The organism is Exobacillus caeni (genome assembly GCF_005747095.1).
GTDB classification, from domain to species: Bacteria; Bacillota; Bacilli; order Bacillales; family Guptibacillaceae; genus Exobacillus; species Exobacillus caeni.
Genome location: NZ_SWLG01000004.1, coordinates 232,737 through 256,475 on the forward strand (window position 1 = coordinate 232,737; position 23,739 = coordinate 256,475).

The 23,739-nt window shown below is 43.0% G+C and carries 22 protein-coding genes; 16 read left to right on the forward strand and 6 right to left on the reverse strand.

The window, feature by feature from the left end; genetic code table 11:
• The first annotated feature begins 48 nt into the window (after positions 1-48).
• Both hpaB and FCL54_RS06715 read left to right on the forward strand, forming a co-directional pair.
• The gene (hpaB, locus tag FCL54_RS06710) at positions 49-1,494 is read left to right on the forward strand and encodes a 4-hydroxyphenylacetate 3-monooxygenase, oxygenase component (protein ID WP_138124563.1); all 1,446 of its coding nucleotides are present in this window, start codon (positions 49-51) and stop codon (positions 1,492-1,494) included.
• 297 nt (positions 1,495-1,791) lie between these two features.
• The gene (locus tag FCL54_RS06715) at positions 1,792-3,393 is read left to right on the forward strand and encodes a flotillin family protein (protein ID WP_138124565.1); all 1,602 of its coding nucleotides are present in this window, start codon (positions 1,792-1,794) and stop codon (positions 3,391-3,393) included.
• A 388-nt stretch (positions 3,394-3,781) separates the two neighbouring features.
• Here FCL54_RS06715 and FCL54_RS06720 read toward each other — a convergent pair whose 3' ends face one another.
• The 4 genes from FCL54_RS06720 to FCL54_RS06735 all read right to left on the reverse strand — a co-directional run bounded on the left by FCL54_RS06720 (position 3,782) and on the right by FCL54_RS06735 (position 7,122).
• Positions 3,782-4,390 carry a hypothetical protein gene (locus tag FCL54_RS06720; RefSeq protein ID WP_138124568.1) on the reverse strand — a complete coding sequence of 203 codons (609 nt, stop codon included), beginning with the start codon at positions 4,388-4,390 and terminating at the stop codon, positions 3,782-3,784.
• 37 nt (positions 4,391-4,427) lie between these two features.
• Positions 4,428-4,622: a hypothetical protein gene (locus FCL54_RS06725; protein WP_138124571.1), complete on the reverse strand. Its 195-nt coding sequence runs from the start codon at positions 4,620-4,622 to the stop codon at positions 4,428-4,430.
• Positions 4,623-4,776: 154 nt separating this feature from the next.
• Positions 4,777-5,430, reverse strand: coding sequence for a response regulator (locus FCL54_RS06730; protein ID WP_138124574.1), 654 nt, complete (start codon positions 5,428-5,430; stop codon positions 4,777-4,779).
• 60 nt (positions 5,431-5,490) lie between these two features.
• Complete coding sequence (locus FCL54_RS06735) at positions 5,491-7,122, reverse strand: GAF domain-containing sensor histidine kinase (RefSeq protein ID WP_138124578.1); 1,632 nt, start codon at positions 7,120-7,122, stop codon at positions 5,491-5,493.
• 222 nt (positions 7,123-7,344) lie between these two features.
• On the opposite strand from FCL54_RS06735, the gene FCL54_RS06740 reads away from it, so the two are divergent.
• From FCL54_RS06740 to FCL54_RS06755, 3 genes are all read left to right on the forward strand, one after another.
• On the forward strand, positions 7,345-8,148 hold the full coding sequence (locus FCL54_RS06740; protein WP_246055158.1) for a peptidoglycan-binding protein: 804 nt from the start codon (positions 7,345-7,347) through the stop codon (positions 8,146-8,148).
• Positions 8,149-8,386: 238 nt separating this feature from the next.
• On the forward strand, positions 8,387-9,736 hold the full coding sequence (locus tag FCL54_RS06745) for a TrkH family potassium uptake protein (protein ID WP_138124581.1): 1,350 nt from the start codon (positions 8,387-8,389) through the stop codon (positions 9,734-9,736).
• A 936-nt stretch (positions 9,737-10,672) separates the two neighbouring features.
• Complete coding sequence (locus FCL54_RS06755) at positions 10,673-11,170, forward strand: universal stress protein (protein WP_138124587.1); 498 nt, start codon at positions 10,673-10,675, stop codon at positions 11,168-11,170.
• Between the two features lie 193 nt (positions 11,171-11,363).
• On the opposite strand, the gene FCL54_RS06760 is transcribed toward FCL54_RS06755, so the two are convergent.
• Positions 11,364-11,780 carry a YuzC family spore coat inner layer protein gene (locus tag FCL54_RS06760; protein ID WP_138124590.1) on the reverse strand — a complete coding sequence of 139 codons (417 nt, stop codon included), beginning with the start codon at positions 11,778-11,780 and terminating at the stop codon, positions 11,364-11,366.
• A gap of 161 nt (positions 11,781-11,941) precedes the next feature.
• Between FCL54_RS06760 and FCL54_RS06765 the strand changes: the two genes are divergently transcribed.
• Together FCL54_RS06765 and FCL54_RS06770 are read left to right on the forward strand one after the other, a co-directional pair.
• Positions 11,942-12,172 carry a hypothetical protein gene (locus FCL54_RS06765; protein ID WP_138124592.1) on the forward strand — a complete coding sequence of 77 codons (231 nt, stop codon included), beginning with the start codon at positions 11,942-11,944 and terminating at the stop codon, positions 12,170-12,172.
• Between the two features lie 98 nt (positions 12,173-12,270).
• Entirely contained in the window at positions 12,271-12,606 is a 336-nt protein-coding gene (locus FCL54_RS06770) for a hypothetical protein (RefSeq protein ID WP_138124596.1), read from the forward strand.
• A 188-nt stretch (positions 12,607-12,794) separates the two neighbouring features.
• Here FCL54_RS06770 and FCL54_RS06775 read toward each other — a convergent pair whose 3' ends face one another.
• The gene (locus FCL54_RS06775) at positions 12,795-13,307 is read right to left on the reverse strand and encodes a DUF3189 family protein (protein ID WP_138124599.1); all 513 of its coding nucleotides are present in this window, start codon (positions 13,305-13,307) and stop codon (positions 12,795-12,797) included.
• A 197-nt stretch (positions 13,308-13,504) separates the two neighbouring features.
• Here FCL54_RS06775 and FCL54_RS06780 point away from each other — a divergent pair, with 197 nt between their 5' ends.
• The 9 genes from FCL54_RS06780 (at position 13,505) to FCL54_RS06820 (ending at position 23,736) form a co-directional block, all read left to right on the forward strand.
• A complete protein-coding gene (locus FCL54_RS06780) occupies positions 13,505-15,004 on the forward strand; it encodes a hypothetical protein (protein ID WP_138124602.1) in 1,500 nt (499 codons plus the stop codon).
• A 4-nt stretch (positions 15,005-15,008) separates the two neighbouring features.
• Positions 15,009-15,467, forward strand: a complete 459-nt coding sequence (locus FCL54_RS06785; RefSeq protein WP_138124605.1) for a GNAT family N-acetyltransferase — start codon at positions 15,009-15,011, stop codon at positions 15,465-15,467.
• A gap of 12 nt (positions 15,468-15,479) precedes the next feature.
• Positions 15,480-15,920: a GNAT family N-acetyltransferase gene (locus FCL54_RS06790; RefSeq protein WP_138124608.1), complete on the forward strand. Its 441-nt coding sequence runs from the start codon at positions 15,480-15,482 to the stop codon at positions 15,918-15,920.
• Positions 15,921-16,049: 129 nt separating this feature from the next.
• Positions 16,050-18,467 (forward strand): hypothetical protein, encoded by a 2,418-nt coding sequence (locus FCL54_RS06795; RefSeq protein ID WP_138124611.1) that lies wholly within the window; start codon positions 16,050-16,052, stop codon positions 18,465-18,467.
• On the forward strand, positions 18,464-19,396 hold the full coding sequence (locus FCL54_RS06800; protein WP_138124614.1) for an ABC transporter ATP-binding protein: 933 nt from the start codon (positions 18,464-18,466) through the stop codon (positions 19,394-19,396). The genes FCL54_RS06795 and FCL54_RS06800 overlap by 4 nt, the downstream gene beginning before the upstream one ends.
• A gap of 4 nt (positions 19,397-19,400) precedes the next feature.
• On the forward strand, positions 19,401-20,267 hold the full coding sequence (locus FCL54_RS06805; RefSeq protein ID WP_138124617.1) for an ABC transporter permease: 867 nt from the start codon (positions 19,401-19,403) through the stop codon (positions 20,265-20,267).
• Positions 20,264-21,856: an ATP-binding protein gene (locus tag FCL54_RS06810; RefSeq protein WP_138124620.1), complete on the forward strand. Its 1,593-nt coding sequence runs from the start codon at positions 20,264-20,266 to the stop codon at positions 21,854-21,856. The genes FCL54_RS06805 and FCL54_RS06810 overlap by 4 nt, the downstream gene beginning before the upstream one ends.
• A 3-nt stretch (positions 21,857-21,859) precedes the next feature.
• The gene (locus FCL54_RS06815; RefSeq protein WP_138124623.1) at positions 21,860-22,867 is read left to right on the forward strand and encodes an AAA family ATPase; all 1,008 of its coding nucleotides are present in this window, start codon (positions 21,860-21,862) and stop codon (positions 22,865-22,867) included.
• Positions 22,864-23,736 (forward strand): DUF58 domain-containing protein, encoded by an 873-nt coding sequence (locus FCL54_RS06820; RefSeq protein ID WP_138124626.1) that lies wholly within the window; start codon positions 22,864-22,866, stop codon positions 23,734-23,736. Before FCL54_RS06815 ends, FCL54_RS06820 begins: the two co-directional genes overlap by 4 nt.
• The last annotated feature ends 3 nt before the right edge of the window (positions 23,737-23,739 follow it).

The window sequence follows — 23,739 nt, forward strand, 5'->3', positions numbered from 1 at the left end:
TTAACAGGCATATTTTATTGGAAAGAGCAGTTTATGGAGGGGAGCGCTGTGCCTGTAACGTCTGGAAAAGAATATATAAACCGGATCGACAAGTTAAACTCCGACATCTGGCTGGAAGGAAAAAAAGTGGCGGGCCCAATTTCAAACCAACCTGCTTTTAAAGGTGTAATCCATAGCCAGGCAAAGCTCTATGACCATCAGATGTTAAAAGAAAAGACAGATTTGATGACATATGAATCACCTTCGACCGGCATGCGGGTGGGGACTTCCTTTTTAGAGCCTAAAACAAAGGAAGACCTTGCAAAACGGCGCTTAATGATTCAGGAGTGGGCTAAGCTGACCGGAGGGATGATGGGGAGAAGCCCGGAGTATATGAATACTGTTCTGATGGCCTTCAATGCTTCGGCTCAGCTTTTTTCAGAGCAAGGGGGAAATTGCGCCGAAAATGTAAAAAAGTATTATGAATATTGTAGAGAGAATGACCTGTGTCTTACGCATACCTTTATTCAACCACAGGTAGACCGTTCAAAGTTTTATGCTGAGAACAAGGATGATATCATTGCTGCAAAAATGATAGACCAGACAAAAGACGGGATCATCATCCAGGGAGCACGCCTGTTAGCAACACAGGGAGGCATAACCGATGAGATCATGGTTTTTCCATCGGGCGCCCAGCTATCGATCGATGAAAGCTATGCTTATGCCTTTGCGATACCGAACAATACAAAAGGATTAAAATTCTTTTGCAGGGAGTCGTTCGATTATGGTAAAGCGGGATATGACCACCCTCTTGGCTCAAAGTTTGAGGAAATGGATACGATCGTTGTATTCGATAATGTGCTTGTGCCGTGGGAACGCGTATTTTTACACGGCGATTTAGCGATCGGAAACAGCTTATATGCAGAAAGTGGTTTCTTTCCCCATGTGACACATATGGTCGTCAGTAAACAGGTGGTTAAAACAGAATTTTTGTTAGGCATCATCCAATTATTGGTCGATACGATTAACGTAAGTGAATATCAGCATATTCAGGAAAAAGTAGCGGAAGTCATTATTGCTCTTGAGACTATGAAAAGCCTGCTTGCAGCCTCAGAGCTAAACGCGAAAATCGATAGATGGGGTACGATGACTCCTGATTTGAATCCGCTCCTGTCTGCGATTAACTATTATCCAAGGACATACCCCCGCTTCTCGGAAATTATCCAGTTGATCGGAGCGAGTGGTCTCGTCTCGATTCCAACCGAAAAAGATTTCAACAGCCCGATTCATGACGAGTTAAGAAAATATCTTCAATCTAGTACAGGCGACGGGTACGACAGAGTGAAGCTGTTCCGTTTAGCATGGGATGTATCGATGAGTGCGTTCGGTTCGAGGCAAACGTTGTATGAACGATTTTTCTTTGGAGACCCTGTCAGGCTGGCAGGCACGCTTTATCACAACTATGACAAAAGTAATGCGGTGGAAAGGGTGAAAAGGTTTCTGAAAGACGATTAAAAAGCATCCTGCAGGGTGCTTTCTTTCATTCTCTAGAATATCTTATAGGCTGTACTGAACCTCTTATAAATCTTCACGAACCACCTATAAACTACACTGAACCTCTTAAACGCCATCCTAAACCACCTAAAAAACAATTCGAAGCTCTTATAAGCCTCCCTGACCCCTCTCACTTCCCTGAAACCACACGAGGATTGTTATTTTTTTACCAGAATTATGAAACTATTTTGCTTTACAATCGTAGAAAGTAGTGACAGAAATACATAGGACAAACGCTGAAGGGATGGTTAACAGAATATGGTGATGAATGTAATCTGGTTGATTGTATTGGGGATCGTTTTTTTCTTTTTATTGTTAGCTGCAGGAATAGGATTTTTTATTTTTAAAAAGCGTTATAAGACTGCGAGCTCTAACCAGGCGTTAATTATTACAGGACCGAAGCTTGGTGATGCAGAACAGGATAACCGAATTTTTGTGGATGAAAACGGAAGGAGCATGAAGATTATCCGTGGTGGCGGTGTGCGGTTAAAAATGTTTCAAACAAGTACGCCGATCGACTTAACATCTTTTCAGCTTGAGATCGAATCCCCTAAAGCATACACATCAGAAGGGGTTCCGATAAAAGCGAAAAGTGTCGCTGAAATCAGTATCGGAAGCAAGCTTGAAATCGTTGCGAACTATGCGGAGAAATTTTTAGGAAAAGCCCAGAAGGAAAAAGAAAGAGAATTAAAAGAAGTGCTGGAAGGCCATCTTCGTGCGATTATTTCCGCTTTAACCGTGGATGAAATCTATAAAGATTTTGATTCGGTTAACAGAAAGGTGAAAAAAATCGCGGAGGAAGATTTGAAGAACCTCGGATTCGAAATCACGTCGTTTGCGTTAAAAGAGATCAAAGACGTGGATGAAGAAAACGGCTACCTCGAAGCGCTCGGTAGGCCGAGAATAGCTGAGGCGCGCAAAGATGCCGATATTGCGGAGGCCAACGCGCTTCGTGAAACAAGAATGCATAAAGCCAAAACAGACCAGGAAGCGGAAGAAGAAGAAATTAACCGCAGAATAGAAATCGCCAGGTCTAATAAGGACAAAGATGTAAAGGAATCAGAATACAAGGCGGAAGTGGAACGAGGCAGGGCACGTTCCGAGCAGGCTTACAATCTTGAACAGGCCCGGCTTAATCAGCAGGTAAAAGAAGAAGAAATGCAAATCCAGTTCATCGAGCGCCAGCGCCAGGTTAAGCTGGAAGAAGAAGAACAAAAACGCCGTAAAGCAAAAGCCGATGCAGACGCCTATGATATTAAGGCAAAAGCCGAAGCAGAGGCAGAAAAAGCGAGAATCGACGGAGAAACAAAAGCACAGATTGAAAAACAAAAAGGACTGGCAGAAGCAGAAGTTATTCGCGAGCGCGGGCGGGCTAACGCCGAAGCGAAAGAACTGATGGCACAGGCGATGGAGAAGTATGGCGAGGCTGCAATACTGGAGATGGTCATCGACATGCTTCCAAAATATGCCCGTGAAGTGGCACAGCCGTTGTCCCAAATCGATGAGATGAAGGTGATCGATCTTGGCGGAGGCTCAGACGGCAGTAGCGGTACTGCGAAAATCACTGGCAATGTCACAAGAACGATGACCGGGCTTCAAGAGAGCCTGAAAGAAGCGACCGGGATGGATTTAAAAGCAATGCTCGAAAGCTTCGTATCACGAGGAAACGTTAATAACTTCATGGAAATTAAATCAAATGATCACGGCGAGAAGCAGGAGAGGGGCCAGAATGAACAACAACAGGATCCAGATGCTCGAGAATACCGTAAAGAAAACGAAGTGATCGCTGAAACTGCTTCCGCACGAGAGAATGAAACAGAAGAGAACGAACAGGAAGAAAATGAAGGCAGAAAAGAATAATGAGGGCTGAAAACACGGAATTTGGATTTATAGGACATTGAGTCCTCTATTTGCGCACAAACCACTACTTTTAAGAATAATGAGGACATCTGTTCCGCTATTTGCTTAAAAATAGGTGCAAATAGGCATTTTTTCGGTAAATAACGGCACCAATGTCCTATAATTTTAAAAAAGTTCTCTTTTGTCACAAATAAGGCACCTGATGTCCTCAAACAATCCAGAGAGCCCTGAGCTGACATCCTAGCCAGCTTTGCATCGAGGAGGTTAATCGCCCTGAGCAAAAACGAGCAACCTCACACTTCCTTACGCATTCAAGAAAAGCCCAATAAACGGCCAGAACAACGGGAAATCCTTTGTGCTGGCCGTTATTCTTTGTGTTTTTTCATCTTCAAGCTCCGTTTATAAGGGTAACTTTCACATCATTAGGATCGGTCGCTGCTTTCTCCACTTTTCCCTGAAACAGTACGTGCAGAAGATGGTTCGTGTCGCCGTTTCTAAAATGAATCACGTTCTCCACAGGGAACGATTTGAAAAACTCATCCAGTCCTTTTCTGTCTTTTAGCATGATATCCATTTTCTGAATCGAAAGCTCACTATCCTCTGCTACTACATCCTGTCTCGTCTGCAGTTCGATGCGCAATCGGAAGGGGGGATGGATAAATGTTCTTCTCTCGCCAACCTCTGTTCCCCACTGTTGGCCCCTTGCAAAGGTAACGAGGGACTCGTGTTCATCGTTCGTAACAAGAAAACCGATATGGTCGAATATTGGTCGTTTTCCGTGGCCGAACGTCAGGTTCACCTTTCCCTTTTGCAGTTCGATAATCCGAAAGAGTGGAGATTCGTTCCGAAAGTCTTCCCAGGAAAGAGGGGGATTATACGATACCGCCTCGCCATTCTTTATAGCGATCCTCTGGATTACGTTAAAGCCCAGTCCTTTATAAAAACTTTCTGTTTCTTCCAGTCTATTCGTCCAGAAATGATAGTGGAACAGTATCATAACCAGTCCTCCGGAAATGACTTACGAGAATGGCAGGTTAGCATTCGCAGCAGCCATTGCATTCTTGCTTCGTAACCTTAAAGTAGTTTTTAAGTTCAGAGATAAAGCTAAACCTTCTTCCCCTTGCTGCCAGGGCCGTCTTTTCCAGTTTCCACGCATGCTCTGAGACAGATTGAAGGTGGTTCCTGTGCTCTTGCAACATGGCATCGATTTCATAATGGCTAAAATTCATTTTGTATCCCTCCAGAATGATTTTTCCTTTACACTTACAAGTTTATCCTTTATCGAAGGGTTCATCTTCGGCTAAAGGATGGAAAATGGAATACAAAAAAGGCCCTACATTGTTTGTAGGAGCCTCTCTAAGACTTTGGATAGAGAAGGCGGCCTTAAGTGTTATACCAGCCTTTTCTTGTCGCATACAATGCTGCCTGTGTCCGGTCGTGAAGTTCGAGCTTTGATAGAATGCTGCTCACGTGTGTTTTGACAGTTTTTTCTGTTATAAAAAGGTCTCTGGCGATTTCTTTGTTGCTTTTTCCTAAAGAAATTTGCTCTAGCACCTCCTGTTCCCTTGGTGTTAGCACTTCGATTCCGGGCTCATCTGATTCTTTTGTTGCCGAACCGGAGGTAACATGGGTCAGCAGCTGGTTCGTTGCCTGCGGATGGAGCTGTCTTTCCCCTTTATATGCTCCGCGAATGGTTTTCACGAGTTCTTCCGGATCGATATCTTTTAACTGATATCCTTCCGCACCAGCGCGAATGGCCGGAAGAACGTGGTCCTGATCCGAAAAGCTCGTTAAAACAATAACTTTTACTTTCGGAAAGGTGGTTTTAATTTCCTTTGTTGCTTCGATTCCGTCCATTTCAGGCATTATTAGGTCCATTAACACGACGTCAGGATTAAGTTCAGCTGTTTTCTCCAATGCTTCTTTTCCATTTTCAGCTTCCCCGATTATATCGATATCAGGCTGGGTGTGCAAAAATAACCGAAGCCCCTTTCTGACCATTAAATGGTCGTCGACGAGTAACACTTTTATAGCCATAAAATTCCCCCTGTTAACCTGGCAAGTTATTTTACTAAGTAGTTGGATAACTAAAATTATCTATTTCGTGACCGAGTTTTTATTTAAAGGAAACGTCACTTTCACCTTCGTCCCATCTCCTACAGCGCTTCTGATAGTCAGACAGCCGCCAACAAGTTCCGCTCTTTCTTTCATGCTGGTCATGCCCAGGGACCATTTTTCCGTGTTTTCGGGGTTATAATCGAATCCGTTCCCTTGATCTTCAATTTCAAGAGATACACTTGCTTTATTGGACTCTAACCGAAGTGTGATCGTATCTGAATCAGAATGTTTCTTAGCATTGTTAAGCGCTTCCTGACCGATACGCCAGATCGTTTCTTCGATTGCCCTCGGCAGTTCATGGACTCCGTTAACTTCTTCGTAAACGTTTAATCCCAGGTTATTTCCGTATTTCTTCAAAGAGGTGACAATTCCTTCTTCAATTCCAGCGGGACGAAGCTGCCAGATCAATGAACGCATCTCCGTAAGCGCTTCCTGGGCCAGCTTTTGGATATCTTCTAATGAGCCTTTAAGCAATTCGTTTTCTTCGGTCATGATTCCTTTCGCACCCCGAGCAGTCATTGACAGGGAAAAAAGTTTCTGGCTTACGGAATCATGCAGGTCTCTTGCAAGGCGGTTTCTTTCTTCGGAAATGACCAGCTCCTGGCGCTGCTCGTTTAGCCGTGCGCTCTCGATCGCAAGTGTTAGATGGTCGGCGATGGCTTTAAATACCTCGGTTTCATTCTTTGTAAACGGTTCTGATTCCCTGCGGCCGATTAGCAGTACCCCTATTCGCTCTTCCCGAATAGTTAAAGGGATTGCCGCGGACGCTTCGTATGGAGGAAGGATATCGGCCATATAACTTGATTTTCGCTTACTTGTAATAATCTGCTGTTCTAAGTAAGCCCTGCTTATCCCGTTTAACTTTTCAGCAGGGTAAGATTTTCTGAAAACAGAGGTTTTGCCATCATCATACTGAGCCCGTAATGATAAGTTCTGCCCTTCTTTACGGAAAAAAGCAACAACCGGATAGTGAAAAATGCTCCCTATTTGTTCAACAACTTCTTCGCCGATCTCCTCGCACCTGTCTATTTTCCAGATAAGCCGTGTCAGTTCATCCAGCCGTGCATAATTTTCCGCCCTCTTTTCCTGAGCTTGATAGAGAAGTGTCCGTTTTACAGCAGTTCCAATTTGATATGCAACCGATTGAAGCAGGGTTAATTCTTCATCTGAAAAATGTTCCTTTCCTGGTGAAGCGACATTTAAAAGTCCAAACTTTTCCCCTCCTGCAGAAAGCGGAACAGTGGCATGGTGTGTGATATCTTTTGTATCTCCCCAGGAATACTTGGCTGCATCCTCAAGCCTCTTGCATTCTATGATGTTTACCGCTTCTTTCAAGCGGCCGTCCCAGTATTTATCAAGGCACCAGCAGCCTCCATTGCACATCGGCTTTTTGTCGTTTATCAACAGGGCGGGAGGAAGATTGTAATCCGCCGTACAATGGAATGAGGGCCTGTCTTCGGCCAGGAAGATCCATCCTGTTGAAAGGCCGGTAACGGAAAGAAGTTCTTCCAGGACAGATTGAAGCATCTGGTTAAGGTCGTTGGACTGGTTTAACGTTTCCGCTATCGCTTTTAGTGTGACGAGCTCCTGTTCCCGAAGTTCTTCGGACAAGATTAATTCCCCCTTACACTTTCATTCATTTATTTTCATTATACTATTAAAGTTTAAGATTTATAGGATGTGTTTCCGTCCTCTTTTTGGATATATTCAGCCAGTCATATGCCATAATTACGCAATTTTATGGTAGGATGGTTCGGTCTTTTTTAGTGATAGACAATATTTCCTCCTCTGGCATCGAAAGGTTATTGGTAGACTTTCAAAGGAGGAAAAAACATGAAGAAAGCAATCTATTACCTGGCTGCATTGTTCTGCATGATGGCGGTTCTTCTGATGTCACCGTTTAGCAGTGAAGCTGCCATGGGCGACCAATTGCTGGTAGAAGGAACTTCCAACCAGGATGTGGCCGAATTACAAGAATATCTTATGGCGAAGGGCGTTTTTCCATACCATACCGCAACAGGGTACTTTGGCCCGATTACAACAGAGGCAGTGAAGGATTTCCAATCAAAATCAGGTCTTAAAGTAGATGGAATTGCTGGACCGAATACATATGGGAAGATAAAAGTTTTACGAAAGGGTGATCTTGGAAAGCCTGTTATCCACCTTCAAAGACTATTAAAGGAGTGGGGAGAATATAATGGCGAAGTCGATGGCATTTATGGAAGCGGAACTGAAGACAGTGTCTACCGTTTCCAGAAGGCACACGGCCTTCAGGCAGACGGGATTGCCGGATCACAGACATATAGCGTTTTAAACAAAAAGGAAAGTCAGGTAAGTCATCAGGAAAAAACCCTGACAGTTGCAAGCACGGCCTATACAGCGGAATGTGACGGTTGCTCTGGCAAAACAAAAATGGGGGTCGATTTGCAGAAATACGATGGCGGAAAAGTTATTGCGGTTGATCCGAGCGTCATTCCATTAGGAGCTACTGTTGAGGTAGAAGGTTATGGGAAAGCGATAGCAGCGGACATCGGCGGGGGAATTAATGGAAATGAAATCGATGTTTTTATTCCAGATTATGACGGTGCGGTGCAATGGGGAAGAAAACAAGTACAAGTAAAAGTTATTGAGCAATAAAGATAAGGGGCCTTCTGTTTTTTTACAGGAGCCCCTTTCTTGTATGATAAGAATATCTAATTAACCATGTTATGAATAAGTGGACAATCTGGATTGCCGGTTAACAGGTTAAATTTGAAATATGGATCCCGTCTAGCATTTTGCAAAAGATGCTTTTTTTATTTCGCGATTCCTGAACTATTCTATATTCTGGTATAATTGGCGTAAGTTTATTTTTGGGTAAGGAATGTGATTATCAGTGAAGCTTAGAAATAATGCTATTCGTTTGTCCTCTGTACAGCTTATCGTACTGTTTTATTTTAGTGCTGTTTTTATTTCAACTGTATTGCTTAGTTTGCCATTTGCCCATCGACCAGGTGTAGAGTGGCATTTTATAGATGCTTTGTTTACAGCGGTAAGTGCGATTAGTGTAACCGGTTTGACGGTTGTTTCGACCGTTGATACATTTAGTGTTCCGGGAGTCTTCATATTAGCCTTTGTACTCCAATTCGGTGGGATCGGTATCATGACTCTTGGTACATTCATCTGGCTGGTAATGGGGAAGAAAATCGGATTAAAGGAACGGCAGCTCATCAGTACAGACCAAAACAGAGGAACCCTGTCAGGTCTTGTACAACTTATGAAACAAATTCTCTCGCTGATTCTACTGTTTGAATTGGTGGGAACTGTTATTCTCGGTCTGTACTTTCATAACTATTTTCCAACCTGGGGGGAAGCGTTTTACCAGGGATTCTTTGCATCTGTCAGTGCAACGACAAATGCAGGGTTTGATATCACGGGTGAATCACTTATCCCGTTTGCACAGGATTATTTTGTCCAGACAATCAATATTATTTTATTGATCCTTGGTGCGATTGGTTTTCCGGTACTGATTGAAATAAAAGATTTTATGTTCAGTTTTAAAAGCGCATCGCATTACAGATTCTCCTTGTTTACGAAACTTACTACTTTTACTTTTTTTGCACTAATCGTAATAGGGGCGCTTTTAATACTACTACTTGAGAAAAATCACTTTTTCGCTGGCAAATCGTGGCATGAATCGTTTTTTTATGCATTGTTCCAATCTGTTACGACTAGAAATGGTGGGCTCGCTACGATGGATATAAATGAATTTACTGTCGCGACCCAGCTGGTGATCAGTGTGCTGATGTTTATTGGTGCCTCACCAAGCAGTGTAGGAGGAGGCATTCGTACAACCACATTCGCCATTTCGCTTTTAACGATATTCTTTTTCGCCAAAGGGCATAGTAATGTGAAAATCTTTAAAAGAGAGCTCGACCAGGATGATATCCGTAAGTCGTTCGTAGTCGTTTTTACTGCCGTACTTTTGACCGGTTCTGCTATCGTATTCCTTTCAGCAGTGGAACCGTTCCCGGTAATGGCTATTATTTTTGAGGTATGTTCTGCTTTCGGTACAACCGGGCTTTCATTGGGCATCACACCAGAGCTAAGTACTGTTGGAAAAGTTACAATAATTTTCATGATGTTTATTGGACGAATTGGAATTATTTCATTTTTGTTCCTCCTCAGGGGAAAAGTCGAAGGGGACCACTATCACTATCCAAAAGAAAGAGTCATTATTGGATGATTCAGAACCAGCCTGATTAGGCTGGTTTTTGTGCGAAGAAAGGATAACTTTTTCAACTCAGAAGTATCTTTGAGTCAGTTATAATCTTAGGCTCTTTTTGGATACTTTTTTGCTAAATGAGCATTACATTAGAGAGGAACTGAGACGCAATTACAGCAATGATTTCCACTCCGGGCAGTTCGCTTTCCGCGGGCAACGCTTCAGCTTCCTCTCAGCAAAAACCGCCTGTCTAGTTCCGGCTCACAGAGACTAGTGGATTTCCCTCACCTACTTGCGATAAGGCAACATCGACTCTCTTTCGTTCGTTGTTTCTTATCTCCATGTGGTTGAGTCCAATCCATACGTCTCTTGGCGTTCGCCTCCACCTATCAACACTGCGGGATCTTCAGCTGTTGCTTTTCCCACAGGACAAGGAAGGCTTCGGCAGCGTTACATCGCACGAAGAAAATATGAATACAATTTCGAGGAGTCGACTGGCCTCCGCTTCAATCAATTGACGTTTTTCAAAGATGTTGAACATCAAAGCACAGCACAGCTCAGCGAAGGAAATATACGTAGACTCCTGCGGGACAGCGAAGACGTTGAGACCCCGCAAGGAGCGTTGTTTGCGAGTGAGGAGGCTCAGCGCGAGCCCTCGGAAAGCGTAGTGTTTTTCCGCAGCGGTCATCCATCCGTTACGTCGCAGTTTATCGCTTTTATGCAAAAGCAACAATCTTTTAGAAAAGAGCCAAATTTTAAGAACGTAGATAAGAGCATCTATACTTCTGCCTTAACTAAAGGCTTGCTAAATGGCAAGTTTCTATATAACAGGCATGTTTTCAATGTAACGAAAAGCTTTCATTACTTACATTAACAAGAAACTTTTTCGTTTCCCGCTTCATTTGCTTCGTTAATGGGAAAAAAAGAAGCAAGCAAAACTGGAGAGGAGCTAAAAGAATGGAAATTAAAAAGGTGCTCGCCGCTTATGACGGTTCAGGAGGTAGCAGAGAAGCCCTTGATTATGCCATTGATTTAGCAAGAAAAGAAGATGCGGGGTTAACAGTCGTCCATGTCGTTAAGGAGAAAGCGGTTGCCAGTACGAACCCTGCCCCTCGAATACCATACGGAACTGGGACCGGAATAGGCAGTGACGGATACGCAAGAGGAGAATATCACGAAGAGAGCAAGAAAGAAGGAGTTATACTCGACTATAAATCGACTGAACAGATTACTAAAGAAATTGAAGAGAAATTTTCATTCGGTACCCGTACTGCAGATATAGAAATTCTACAGGGAAATCCTGCAGAAGAGATTCCGCGTTACGCTCAAGAAAATGAAGTCGATTTAATTGTGGTCGGGAACAGGGGACTTAGCGGTATTAAAAAGCTTATGATGGGAAGCGTAAGCCAGAAAATTGTCGATCATGCACACTGTCCCGTTCTTGTTGTAAAATAAAAAGCAAGCCGCCTTGAGAAGGAGCGGCTTGTTTTTATTGGGAAAGTTATGTAGGTTCCCCTGTGATAGGGGCTTTTTATTATATTAGAGGAGTATAATAGAAATAGTCGATCGAACACAGTAACAAATTTAAAGCGCGACCAACAGCTTTGTCTTCCCTTAGAATGTTAGTCAATCGGAGGATTCCTCGATATTACCACTCTAATATAATCATCAATTTAGAATCTTCTTCCGGATTTTTAGGGAGGAATTCGACTCTTATTCCGTCAGGGGTGAATTTTGTCTCAAATGTAACACTAATACCTGTTTCTTTTATCATACGATGAACGGCCTCTTTATCGCTTCTTTGGGCAGCGTCTTTTAAATCATGGGCAAAAACAGCGTCGACAGAAATTCTTTTCGCTAATGTTTCAGCATCTTTAAGCAAGTTAAGTGAGGAAGCGGCAGAAGACTGGAATCTTTTTACCTCGACCGGAGGAAAGGCCTGGGCTGGAAGGCGGGGCGGAATCCAGGAACCTGGCGGACAAAAACAAAAGTTGTGATAATATTGCTGGACGGGATGTAGATACTGTGGATAATGGTTGAATGGGCATAACGATCGAAAATACATATTTCCCCCTCCTATTTTCTCTGCTTAAAGTATTATATGGAGAAACATGCCAGCTGCGATTGGGCAGGTTTCAAGTATAATCCCTTTTTCAGAATTGGTCGGAGCGATACAATAGAACTATAATCCGTATAAAAGGTTTTAAAGTTTTGAAAGGAGTTTAAATGAAAAAATTAGTTGTTTTTACGATAAGCCTTGTTTGTTTTTATTTTATTTTTAAAATTCTTTTAGGTGCTTTGTTCAATCTGGTAAGTCCTGCTGATATGGAGTTCTGGGCAAAGGCCCAGGAGCTGACCAAAAGCATAACATTGGGTGCATTGATTAATCCCATTGAACTGATCAGCTTGGTCACAGGTTTTATTGTGGCTGTAATCTTCGCTTCTAAATGGGGATAATCCGGCAACAAAACACTTCATCCATTAGATTGATGCCCGGACATATTTTCTTTTCTGTCGTAAGCTATAGTATCTCGACTGGAAAGGAGGGCGCACAAATGGAAGCGTTGATTGCTGGAGGAGGATTGAAGGTACTCTATCTTAGTATGGGAGCATTGCTTGCGGTCATAGGATTTTTTGGATGGCGTGGCGTTCTTGGTTGCCTGGCAAGACCTGCTGCTATAATTGTCGGCCTGTTAGGTTTGCTATTGCTTGGACTTGGCCTTTTTGCAGGTGGCCTTCTTGCGTCATTATCATCATTGCTGGCTGTAATAGCCCTGTTTCTATTAGTCCTGTCAATCTTTTTGCTATCAGGGGTCGAATTGTCCTGTAGCCGGTTGCTCGGGCTATTATTTTTATTGATCGCGCTATTTTTAGCGTTGTTGTTATTGTAAATTATATTGAGGCAGCCCTGGAGCTGCTTTTTTTATTGTTCAGAAAACCAAGGGCTATGCCGGGGGCAAGACCATAATTAAATACTTAAACAATCAGAGTTTTAATTAATAACCATCCAACGAATCAGGCGCGTTTTTGAAGCAAAGAAAAAGCAGTAGTGACAATTGATAAATTAGACTTTAACTCATTACTTATACATTTTATTTTCCAAAATAATCACGTTTTCTTTGAAGGGAGTTTTCCCAATGTTTTTTGTGTTTTCAACCAACCGGTATATATTATCACAGCATTGCTTGGCACCTTTTACTAATAACGGTACACCGATAGAATCAATTTTCAATCCTCTTGAGAAAAAACCTCCAAATGTCATAGCGAGAGGAACTGTTGGTGATGTATTGGAGAACACTATTTTTTCATTAAAATTATAATTTTTTTGTAGTAATAAGATTAATTCTTTTAATGCTGGAACAACAAGCTTGTTTCTTTTCCGTCCAATTGAGTAGACTGAGTTGCCATCTTCATCATTCCCATGAAATATCAGTTTCCCAAAATCCTTTTTCGTTAGTTTATTGAAATATTTTACGTTTAGAATTTCTTCTGAAGTTAATGTTCTTTCTGATTGAGGTAATTGTTTTAAATGATATGCTGCAGCAAGAGCTGTGGAATGTGTCCCGCCATAATCATTATAAATATAAATCATACCACATCATCCTTCATCATTTTTTCTATTCTTATTATGGCCATATGTTTCAACGCCAATTCTGTTGGAATCTATTCAGCAACTTTGTTAACTAATCGAACTTGTTGGCTAATTCTGGCTAATGTCCAAAATTTCTATAAATTCACTAATATATGTCGTATCATGAAAGAAGGGGTTAGAGTAAGAAAGGGGTCAATATGGGGAAAAAAGCAATTTTATTAAGAGTTATTTCGATATTTGTAATATTTGGCGGATTCATTCTTTACATAAGTAATGACCGGGCACAAGAACCGTCTTTTAAAGTAAATGAGGATGAATTCACAGTATTTGAAGAAAAAGAAGCGATGTTTGAAGAGGTGTACAAAGGCAAAGCTTCAACGGCACTGGCAGCGAGTTACGGTCTGGTAAAGAAACTGGATTTAGAGTTCCCTTTGATCGAAGCCAGGAGAACGGTAAGCATTGAACAGGCATGGTACTCGCAGGAAGGTCTTTTTTTATTGTATAGCCTTGAACTCAAGAAGGAAGATCGAAATGAGTCCGACATTCCTTATCTATGGTTCGATGAACTAAGCTTTCAGAAAGAAGGCGAGAAAGAGGTTCGCTTGCCGGTAGAAAAGAGCAATGAAAGCATATATCAAAATTGGCTGACACCCGGAGTTGTATACAAGCACCGTATTTATCGGGGAGTGCTTGTCCGCCCGGATTATGCAAGAGTTGCTTATGATAAATCACAGACGTTATGGGAGTGGGGGAAGACCGATAGTCTTGCATTAGTGAGTCCCAGTTTGCAAAACCGTGAAAAGGATCAAACGTTCAAGTTAAAAGATATTTCGTTGCCGATTAAAGCAAACCTGGCACAAAAAGATGCGTTAGAAACTTTTCAAATTAATAAAGAAATACAGATGGACAATGGCCAGAACATTCGGTTGGACAGCCTGGAAATGGGCATAAACAGCAATCGTTTGTACTTTACTCCAGGTGAAAATACCCCGCCGGTCCAAACGATTCTAGCAGATTTTTGGATTCCGAATATGGCTTCCGAGTGGGATGGAATGTACAGCACTGACAACTCGGTCAGTTATGACGAGGAGGGCAAGCCATATATCCGTCTGCAGCCTTTTCATTCAAAGCCTAAAAAGTTAGATATGACTTTGCAAGGGATCGAATTTGCAGGCGAGGAAGGAATGTCTTTTGAAGTCTCACATCAGATGCTTCAAAAAGCAATCGAGCTTACAACGCATAGTGAAGTGGAAGTGGATGAATTCGTTGGGAATGTTAATGAAATGGAAATCTTTTTTAACGGGTTTAAGAATGAGAACGTTTCCGGAAACAACATGGGAGAAACAGTCAATATCCGTATAAAAGTAAAGAACCCTACGGGAGATCGTTTTCCCATATGGTTTAGAAATTATACGAGCCAGATGGAGAACCTGAAACACAATGTCGTGTCAGCAAACGATGTGCCGATTCCTCCTGAAGGACCGATTATAAAAATTTCCAACACAAAAGGGGAAATTGCCGAAAGTTTCGGCGGTATGTCAGAGCGCGGTCCTGGAGAATTTACGCAGTCGATCATCATTGAAAAAGAATTTCTTGAACGTTCAGATGGCTTAAAAATAGAGCTCTTAAACTTTCCTACATACGTGGAAGTTAAGGAGCAAGCGATAACGGTGCCTATAGCCGCAACAGAGGAGTAGAGTGATGGAACATTCGATCCGACGATTAAAGAAAAATGAAAAAATACCATATGAGCTATTGCTTCTTGCAGATCCCTCAAAAGAGATTGTGGATAGTTATATACATCGAGGGGAATGTTATGTGGCTGAGTCCGGTGAAAAGATGATCGGTGTTTTTGTTCTTTTGCCAACGAGGCCTAAAACAGTAGAACTGGTTAATATCGCGGTAGATGAAGCGCACCAGAGAAAGGGAGTTGGGAAGAAGCTTGTCGAGTTTGCTGTTCGGACAGCGCGGAAGGAGAATGCGGAGACAATCGAAATAGGCACAGGGAATTCAAGCCTGTCCCAGCTTGGTATTTATCAAAAATGCGGGTTTCGCATTACAGGAATTGATCGGGACTTCTTTATCCGACATTATGACGAGCCGATCGTTGAAAACGGGATAGAATGTATCGATATGGTAAGGCTATCAATGGATTTATAAGGAGGCCGTAGAATGGACATCAGACATACCAGAGAGGCAGATTACGATAAGGTCTCCGCTGTGATTAATGAATGGTGGGGCGGAAGGGAGATGGCTGACATGCTTCCAAAACTTTTTTTTATTCATTTTTCAAATACGAGTTTCATCGCAGAGAAAGAGGGGGAACTCGTTGCATTTTTGATAGGGTTCATTTCCCAGTCAAAAAAGGGTGAAGCGTATGTACATTTTATAGGAGTCCATCCAAGCTATCGAAAGAAAGGGCTGGCTTTTGATCTGTATAACCGCTTTTTTGAAGCCGTCAAGAAGAAGGGATGCAGCAAGGTCCGTTGTGTCACGTCACCCGTAAATAAAAACTCGATCGCCTTTCATAAAAAATTTGGATTTTTGGTTGAACCCGGGAATGGAAAGTCGGATGGAGTGTCAGTTACGAAAAACTATGATGGACCGGGGTAAGATAGGGTTCTGTTCACAATAGATATATAAATCACTAAAGGTTTCAGGAATTAATTGCAATTCTTTGGAACCTTTTTTTAATGAGAATCGTTTATTTAATAGATAGTAGAATTTTAGGGGGAAAACGAATTGAAAAAAAGAGGAGCAATACTTGTCTTTATTCTGGTGGTTACAGCGTGGATGCTGTTGCCGAATAGTACCCTGGCAAAAGGCGGGGTAGAAGTGAAAGTGGATGCCGGAATCGAAAATAAAGCCCAGCGAGGAAAAGGGTATCCGGTGTTCATCACATTAAAAAATACTGGCGGAAACCTTAATGGGGATCTTGTAGTCAGTTCAAGTCCTTATTATTTAGCAGGGAGCAATATTGTGGTCCCGGTAGATCTTCCAGCTGGAACAACAAAAACGATACAAATTGCAATCCCTGGCTATAATGACCAGATGGGACCGGCACCAACACAAAAGAAAAAATACATTCACTTGTATGAAGGCGACTGGGAAAATGGGAAGGAAGTTACCCTGTCAGGAGACGAAGACGTCACTCCTTCGTTAGTTCCCGAGCAAAAGCTGGTTGCTGGAGTACTGAGTGAGGATCCAGATTCCCTTAATTTCTTGAAGCTCACAAAGTATAACGGGAATGCCCCAGAGGTTCTTTCGTTGAACAAGGAAACTGTTCCGGACTCCGCTAAAGGACTTGAATCACTGGATGTTCTTGTATTAAACCGTTTTAACAGTAACGAGCTTTCTGAAAAGCAGCAGCAGGCGATCATCGACTGGATTGCGATGGGCGGCCACTTGATCATCGGCAGTTACCCTGGCTTCGGACAAGAAGCAGGAAAGCTATCCGAACTTTTTCCGTTCACTGCGGGAGATGAAAAAGAGATCTCCTCTTCTTTGTTAAGCGAGCATAGCGATAAAGAACTCACGGAAAATTCACTGGCGATCATGACCGGCAAGCTACAGCCTTCCTCAACCGTGCTTTTTGGAAACGAACAGAATCCGATCGTCATAAACCGTGCGGAAGGGCTAGGGGAAATCACTCAGGTTACATACGATTTATCGGCAGAGCCAGTTGCCTCCTGGGAGGGAAACAGCGACTGGTGGAATGATATCTTCATAAAAACTGTCGATAAAGATGCGAACCAGATGCAGTTCCAGGACAGGATGTATCAGGAGTTGCGAAATACCGCTGAAATGTTTCCTTCTGGATTTTTGCCGTTTCCATTGCTTGCCTTGTTGCTTGTTATTTATTTAATCGTCCTTGTTCCTGTTCTTTATTTTATCTTGAAGAAAACGGATAAGCGGGAATGGGGATGGTGGATTATTCCTGCAATAGCGCTTATCAGCAGCCTTGGAATTTACTTCACGGGTGCTTCTGACCGTTCAGGCGGGACAAAGCTAAATGAAATCAGCATCCTGAACATCGATGATGACGGCAAGGGGGCAGGATACCATATGGCCTCAATGCTTGCTAACGGCGGCGGAAACTATGTGATGAGCTATAAAGATGCGACGACGGGAGCTGTCCCGATAAGCAATAATTATATCGATAATAATACAGATTACACAAAGCTGCCGATGGTTGAACAAAAAGCAGGTGGTACAGAAGTTACCTTCCAGGACGTTGAATTCTGGTCAGTTCGGTCTGTGTTAAGCGACATTCCATCCTATCAATCAGGTAAAATGGATGCAAACTTGAAACAGGAAGGAAAAACAGTTACAGGAAAAATTGAAAACAAAACGAAATTTGATCTAGAAGACGTTTACTTACTATCAGGAAGCGATGCGTATTCCATTGGGAAAATAGCTGCCGGCAACACTAAAAAAGTAGAGCTTGATACCGCTTCTTCTACGTTGTTGTCAGCACCGAACGGAATGTCTGCTGGAAAAGCCTTTCCTGGCAGCCAGCCTTATATGGGTGGCCCCCCTCCTCAGCCTGGTAAAGAGAGTGATTGGAGAAAATCAAGCTTGCTTCAGCTCGCCCTTCAGGCTGGCCTGTACCAGAAAGATAGAAAGCAGCCTATCCTTGTAGGCTTTTCTAACCAATCCCTTCTTCAAATAGAAGTAGAGGGAGAGAAACCGGATACTGATTCCATTCAATTATTGATTCAACCTGTCTCTATCAAGGCAAGCGGCAAGGGTTCTTTTGAGATCCCGCTTGAGTCGATCGAACCGGATATTTCTGTCGTAGACGGCACGATCAACCATAATGGTCTAACCTATGGTGAATACTTCGTTGATGTATCACCGGGGGCATATACGATTTCCTATCAGTTGCCAGAGGGGGTAACAAGCGAAACTGCAGAGTTTTCAAAGCTTACTTTTGTATTTGACCGCCGTAACCCGGGTGAGCAATTGGTGGTTGTAAATGCAAAGTCCGGTAAAGGCGTGGCGATTGATGAAGGGAATAACAGGATTACGATCAATGAGAACGCAACACAATACGTTAACGAGAATGGAAGGATCGTCATCAAAGCTGAGAAACTAAATCGCAATGATTCCCAGTTGTTCATTCCGAGGATCTCAGTAGAAGGGAAGTTTGCAGAATGATAGAAATCCTTAATTTAACAAAAAAATACGGATCGTTTACGGCACTCGATAATTTGAACTTAAACATTGAAAAGGGCACCGTTTTCGGATTTGTTGGGCCGAACGGTGCAGGAAAGTCAACAACATTTTCCATCCTGGCTACATTATTAGCTCCGACAGAAGGAACTGCTTATATAAACGGGTTCGATGTTACAAGAGATCCCAAAAAGGTCCGAAGGCACATCGGCTATATGCCGGATTTCTTCGGTGTTTACGACCAGCTTAAAGCATCTGAATACCTGGATTTCTACGGTGCAAGCTATGGACTGGGTCCAGCTGAAAGGAGCGCGTTGATTCCACAATTGCTAGAGCTAGTTAACCTCAGCCATAAAAAGGATTCATATGTGGATGTGTTATCTAGAGGGATGAAACAGAGACTTTGCCTTGCAAGGTGCCTGATCCATGATCCGGAAGTCCTGATTCTGGATGAACCGGCGTCTGGACTTGACCCGAGGGCTCGAATCGAGATGAGAGACATCTTAAAAGAGCTGAAAGCGATGGGGAAAACAATCGTAATTTCTTCTCATATTCTTCCTGAACTCGCTGAGATGTGCGATGAGCTGGGTGTTATCGAAAACGGCCAGCTTGTCGCAACCGGCACAGTCTCAGCGATTCACCAAAAGCTGAAAGCAAACAAAGTTTTGAATGTAACGGTATTGGATGGCCTGGAGAAGGCGATTGGCTTTTTTGAGGATGATCCGAAAGTCACCGCTGTGCAGCTTGACGAGAAAGAGGAACGTGCTTTTCATTTTGCATACAACGGAACTGAGCGGGAACAAACGGAACTGCTGGAAAAAGCGATCCATAACGGTATTCATGTGCTGAACTTTTCGGAAGAAAAAACGGACCTTGAGGATATATTCCTGGAAATAACGAAAGGAGATGAATAGTCCTATGAGATCCCTATTCATAAATCCTGTTTTAAACAAAGAATTTAAGCTCCGTCTAAGATCGGTTAAAAGCTTTCTTGGCATTCTGTTTTATCTGCTGGTCCTTGGTGCTATCGCCCTTGGCTTTCTTTACATCACTTCGGTGGCCAACCAGAGCGGATACTTCCGTCCGGAAGAGAGCCGTGGAATGTTTATCGTATTATCCATGGTACAGCTTGGCCTGATCCTTTTTATGACTCCTGGATTGACCGCAGGGGTAATCAGCGGAGAACGGGAACGCCAGACACTTAATATGCTGCTGACGACCCAGCAATCTTCAACAAGCATCGTGATAAGCAAGCTTGTTTCGTCTCTGTCCTTTTTATTGTTGATGATCGTCTCTTCTCTTCCGATCTATAGCATTGTTTTCTTGTTTGGTGGTGTATCGCCTTCAGCACTCGCTTCGACATTTGGGATTTACCTTTTAACGATGCTGGGGATCGGAAGCATCGGCGTGATGTGCTCCACGATTTTCCGGAAAACGATAGTGGCGATGATAACAACTTATGGAATCGCCCTATTTCTTACAGCGGGAACAGGCTTTTTGATGATATTCATACTAAATGCCTTTATGGTCGGCAATCCGAACCAGGCAACAAATCCGCTTCCATATTTTACAGTGATGACCAATCCGGCTGTCGTGTTGTTTACCGTTTTTGAACCAAATGCAAAAGGAGAATTGCTTCAGAGGGCAGGAATTGAGTTTCCACTCTGGCTAAGCTTTTCGATCTCTTATTTGCTTATTGCTTTCACAGCGATTGCAGTTAGTGTTAAGAAGCTTCGGCCTAACATGAGAGCCGGAAAAAGTTCAAAAGGAAATCCTTCTTCATGAACGATAAAAATTTGCTTGTTTCAATGCTGAAAGTGATGCATCGAAAGCTGCTTTTCAGGCATTTCAGTAAATGGACCTTATATGCATTACTCGCCGGTTCCTGTCTGGGATTTCTGATTGCTGTCACAGGCAGATTGTTCGTCATTCCTTTTTTGGAAGAAAAATTGCTTTGGGCAAGCTTTTTCGTTTTTGTAATAGTACTTGTTTATTCGTTTTATAAACGGCCGGGTCAAATGGGCGCTGCAATAGAGTTTGATGCGTATACAGGTGAAGAGAGAGTTTCAACATCATTATCCTGTTTGGAGCAAGAGAATGTCATGAGTGAGCTTCAGCGGCGTGACACGGTCCGCCACATGAAAGCTGTGTTACCGAAAATAGAACAAATAAAACCATTTCTGTTTCATCCCAGGTCTTCCATGGCAACGGGTTTGCTTGTCATCCTTGTTTATGCTTCCTTTCTCTTTCCAAACGGCGTAATGGAGATGGCTGAGAAGAAAGAAATCGAAAAAGAAACTGTGGCGGAAGCAAAAAAAGAGGTAAAAAAGCTAGCGGAGAAACGGGAACAGCAGAAACAGGCAAACGGGGAAGCCAAAAAGCTTAAAAAGGAAATGGCCGGGGCGGAAACAGCGGAAGAATCGCTTCAAAAGCTTTTACAAACTGAAGAAAAGCTAAACAAGCTGACTAAAGAAGCGGAAACCGCAGAACGCAGTCTTGCTTCTCTCTCTGAAAAAGCGGCCAGTCCAAAGTTGAATCAGCTATCTGAAGCGTTGAAACAGTTGGATGAAAAAAAGGTAAGTGAAGCTTTAAAAGAGTTAAAGCAAAAAACGGATTCCTTGTCTGAGGCTGATAAAAATGCGCTTCAAGAAATGCAAAAAGAATGGAGCGGAAAAGATTCAAAAAGCGCTCTAACAGAAGAAGAACTCCAGAAACTGATTGAGAACCTTGAGCAATCCCTGGAAAAAAGAATCGCACAGGCTAAAGCTGCCAACCAACTGGCAGCTCTACAACAGAATGTCCAAAGTATAGCAGGCTCATTAAACAATACGATGCTTTCTTCCAACCTTCCCGGCGGAGTGCAGTCCCTATCGTTTAATAATGGAGCAGTAGCGAACAGCGGTAATAACGCTGGCGACAACCAGGCCGCCCAGAACAGTCAGCAGAATAGTAATGGCGGGAAAGGAAATGGGAACAACTCTGGTTCTGGAAAGGGTTCAGGAACAGGAACTGGAAATGGAAATGGCTCAGGAGTTGGACAGGGAAGCGGATCAGGAACCGGAAACGGTTCAGGTTCAGGAGGAAACGGGGCTGGCCTTGGCCAGGGATCGCGGGAGTTTCTCACAGTCCCCGAGAGACTTAATGGTGACTCAAATGTAGAAACAGATAAAGGAGAGCTTGGAGAAGGGGCAGGGGAACAGCAATATGGCGCCGGGTCGCCAGTATTACGAGGAAACTTAACTCCTTATCGGGAAGTCTATGGCTCTTATGAAAAAGCTTACCGGGAAAGCGTGCAGCGGATGCAGCTCCCTGGATATCTTGAAGATGTGGTCAAAGGGTATTTTAGCGAATTGGACCAGGAAGGTGAGGAATAAAAAGTGTCTTCTATCGATGACAAGGAAAAACAAATCCAAGAAATCTCTTTAAGGTTAAATGGCATAAGAAGTGAAATTTCAAGGTTTATCGTTGGCCAGGAGGATATTATCGATCAGTTATTGTGGACAATCGTAGCCGGCGGGCACGCACTTTTAGAAGGCTTGCCCGGCCTTGGAAAAACGATGCTTGTAAGAACAATCTCAGATGTTATGGACCTTACGTTTTCACGGGTTCAGTTTACCCCGGATTTGATGCCTTCGGATATTACCGGAACAATGATGATTCAGCCGGGAGAACAGGGGGAGCAACGTTTTGTTTTTCATAAAGGCCCGTTGTTCGCGAGCATTGTACTTGCTGATGAAATAAACCGTGCCACCCCTAAAACACAGAGCTCTTTGCTTGAAGCGATGCAGGAGAAAACAGTTACAGCGATGGGAGAAATGAAACAACTACCTTCCCCGTTCTTCGTATTGGCGACCCAGAATCCGATAGAGCTAGAAGGGACTTACCCATTGCCAGAAGCGCAGATGGACCGCTTTTTGCTGAAAATTAGTGTCCACTATCCGACAAAAGAGGAACTCAAAGAAATTGCAGTACGAACAACAGGTTCAGAAGAAATTATGTTAAACAAGGTAGCAGATGGGGAGTTTGTCCTGCAGGCCCAATCAGTAGCTAAAGAGATTCTCGTTTCCGACCAAATTCTTGATCTTGCAGCAAGTTTGATCATGATCACCCATCCTGATGATGAAAAGGCACCAGAAAGTGTAAAAACCTTTGTGCGATACGGTGCAGGCCCAAGGGGACTTCAAAGTCTGTTAAGGGCTTCAAAAGCAAGGGCTCTGTTTGAAGGGCGCTATCATGTTTCCGTAGGAGATATAAAGAAAACCGCCATTCCTGTACTAAGGCATAGAGTGTTTTTAAATTTTGAAGGAGAGGCTGCAGGAATATCAACAGATCAAATTCTTGAGGAAGTAGTGGCGGCAGTAACGAGGGATGGCGTTCTAACATGAACAGGTTGTTAACACCTGCTCTGCTTCAAAGATTGTCAAAGCAAAAAATCGCATCCAGGCAATCAGTTAAGAGCATGCATAAAGGGGAACGGCGTTCAGCAAGACAGGGAACCTCTCTTGAGTTTTCTGATTTCCGCCCATATGTTCCGGGTGATGATTTGAGATCGGTTGATTGGAACACCTATGCCCGTACGCAAAAGCATTATATTAAGCGTTATCTAGATGAGCAAGAGCTACTTATAACGATCTACCTGGATTGCTCGAAGTCTATGTGGCTAAAGAAAGAAAAATGGCAGAAGGCCTGTGCGATCGCGTCAGTTCTCGGCTATATATCTTTGATGAATGACGACAGAGTAGCATTTGTTCCTGTACTGTCGAATTCCCCTGCTTTTTCATATAAAAAAGGAAGGGCTTACTCGCTAAGATTGCTTCAATATATAGAAGATTTAAAAGTAGCGGAAATTGAAGGGTCTTTTTCAGCTGCTTTAACAAATAATGTTCAACGGAAAAAATCGCTAACCTTCATCATCAGCGATTTTCTGGAACCAGTTGACCAAATAACGGAAGCGATTAGAAAGGTCCAATCGTCCCAAAAAGAACTTAAGCTAATACAGGTAGTCAGTAAAGAGGAAATAGATCCTTCTTATCAAGGTGATCTTAAACTTATCGATAGCGAGACGGCTCACAATGAAAATGTTTCCGTTACAAAAAGAGTCCTGGACCAGTACATTCAAAGGGTCTCGGCTCACCAAAATGCTATTCGGAAATTTTGCCATGTACGAGGTATCGGCTTTATCCAGTTAAAGGACACCGAGTCTATTGAAGAAAACATTTTTTCAGTCATGAAGGGCCAGGGCTGGATTACGTGAGGT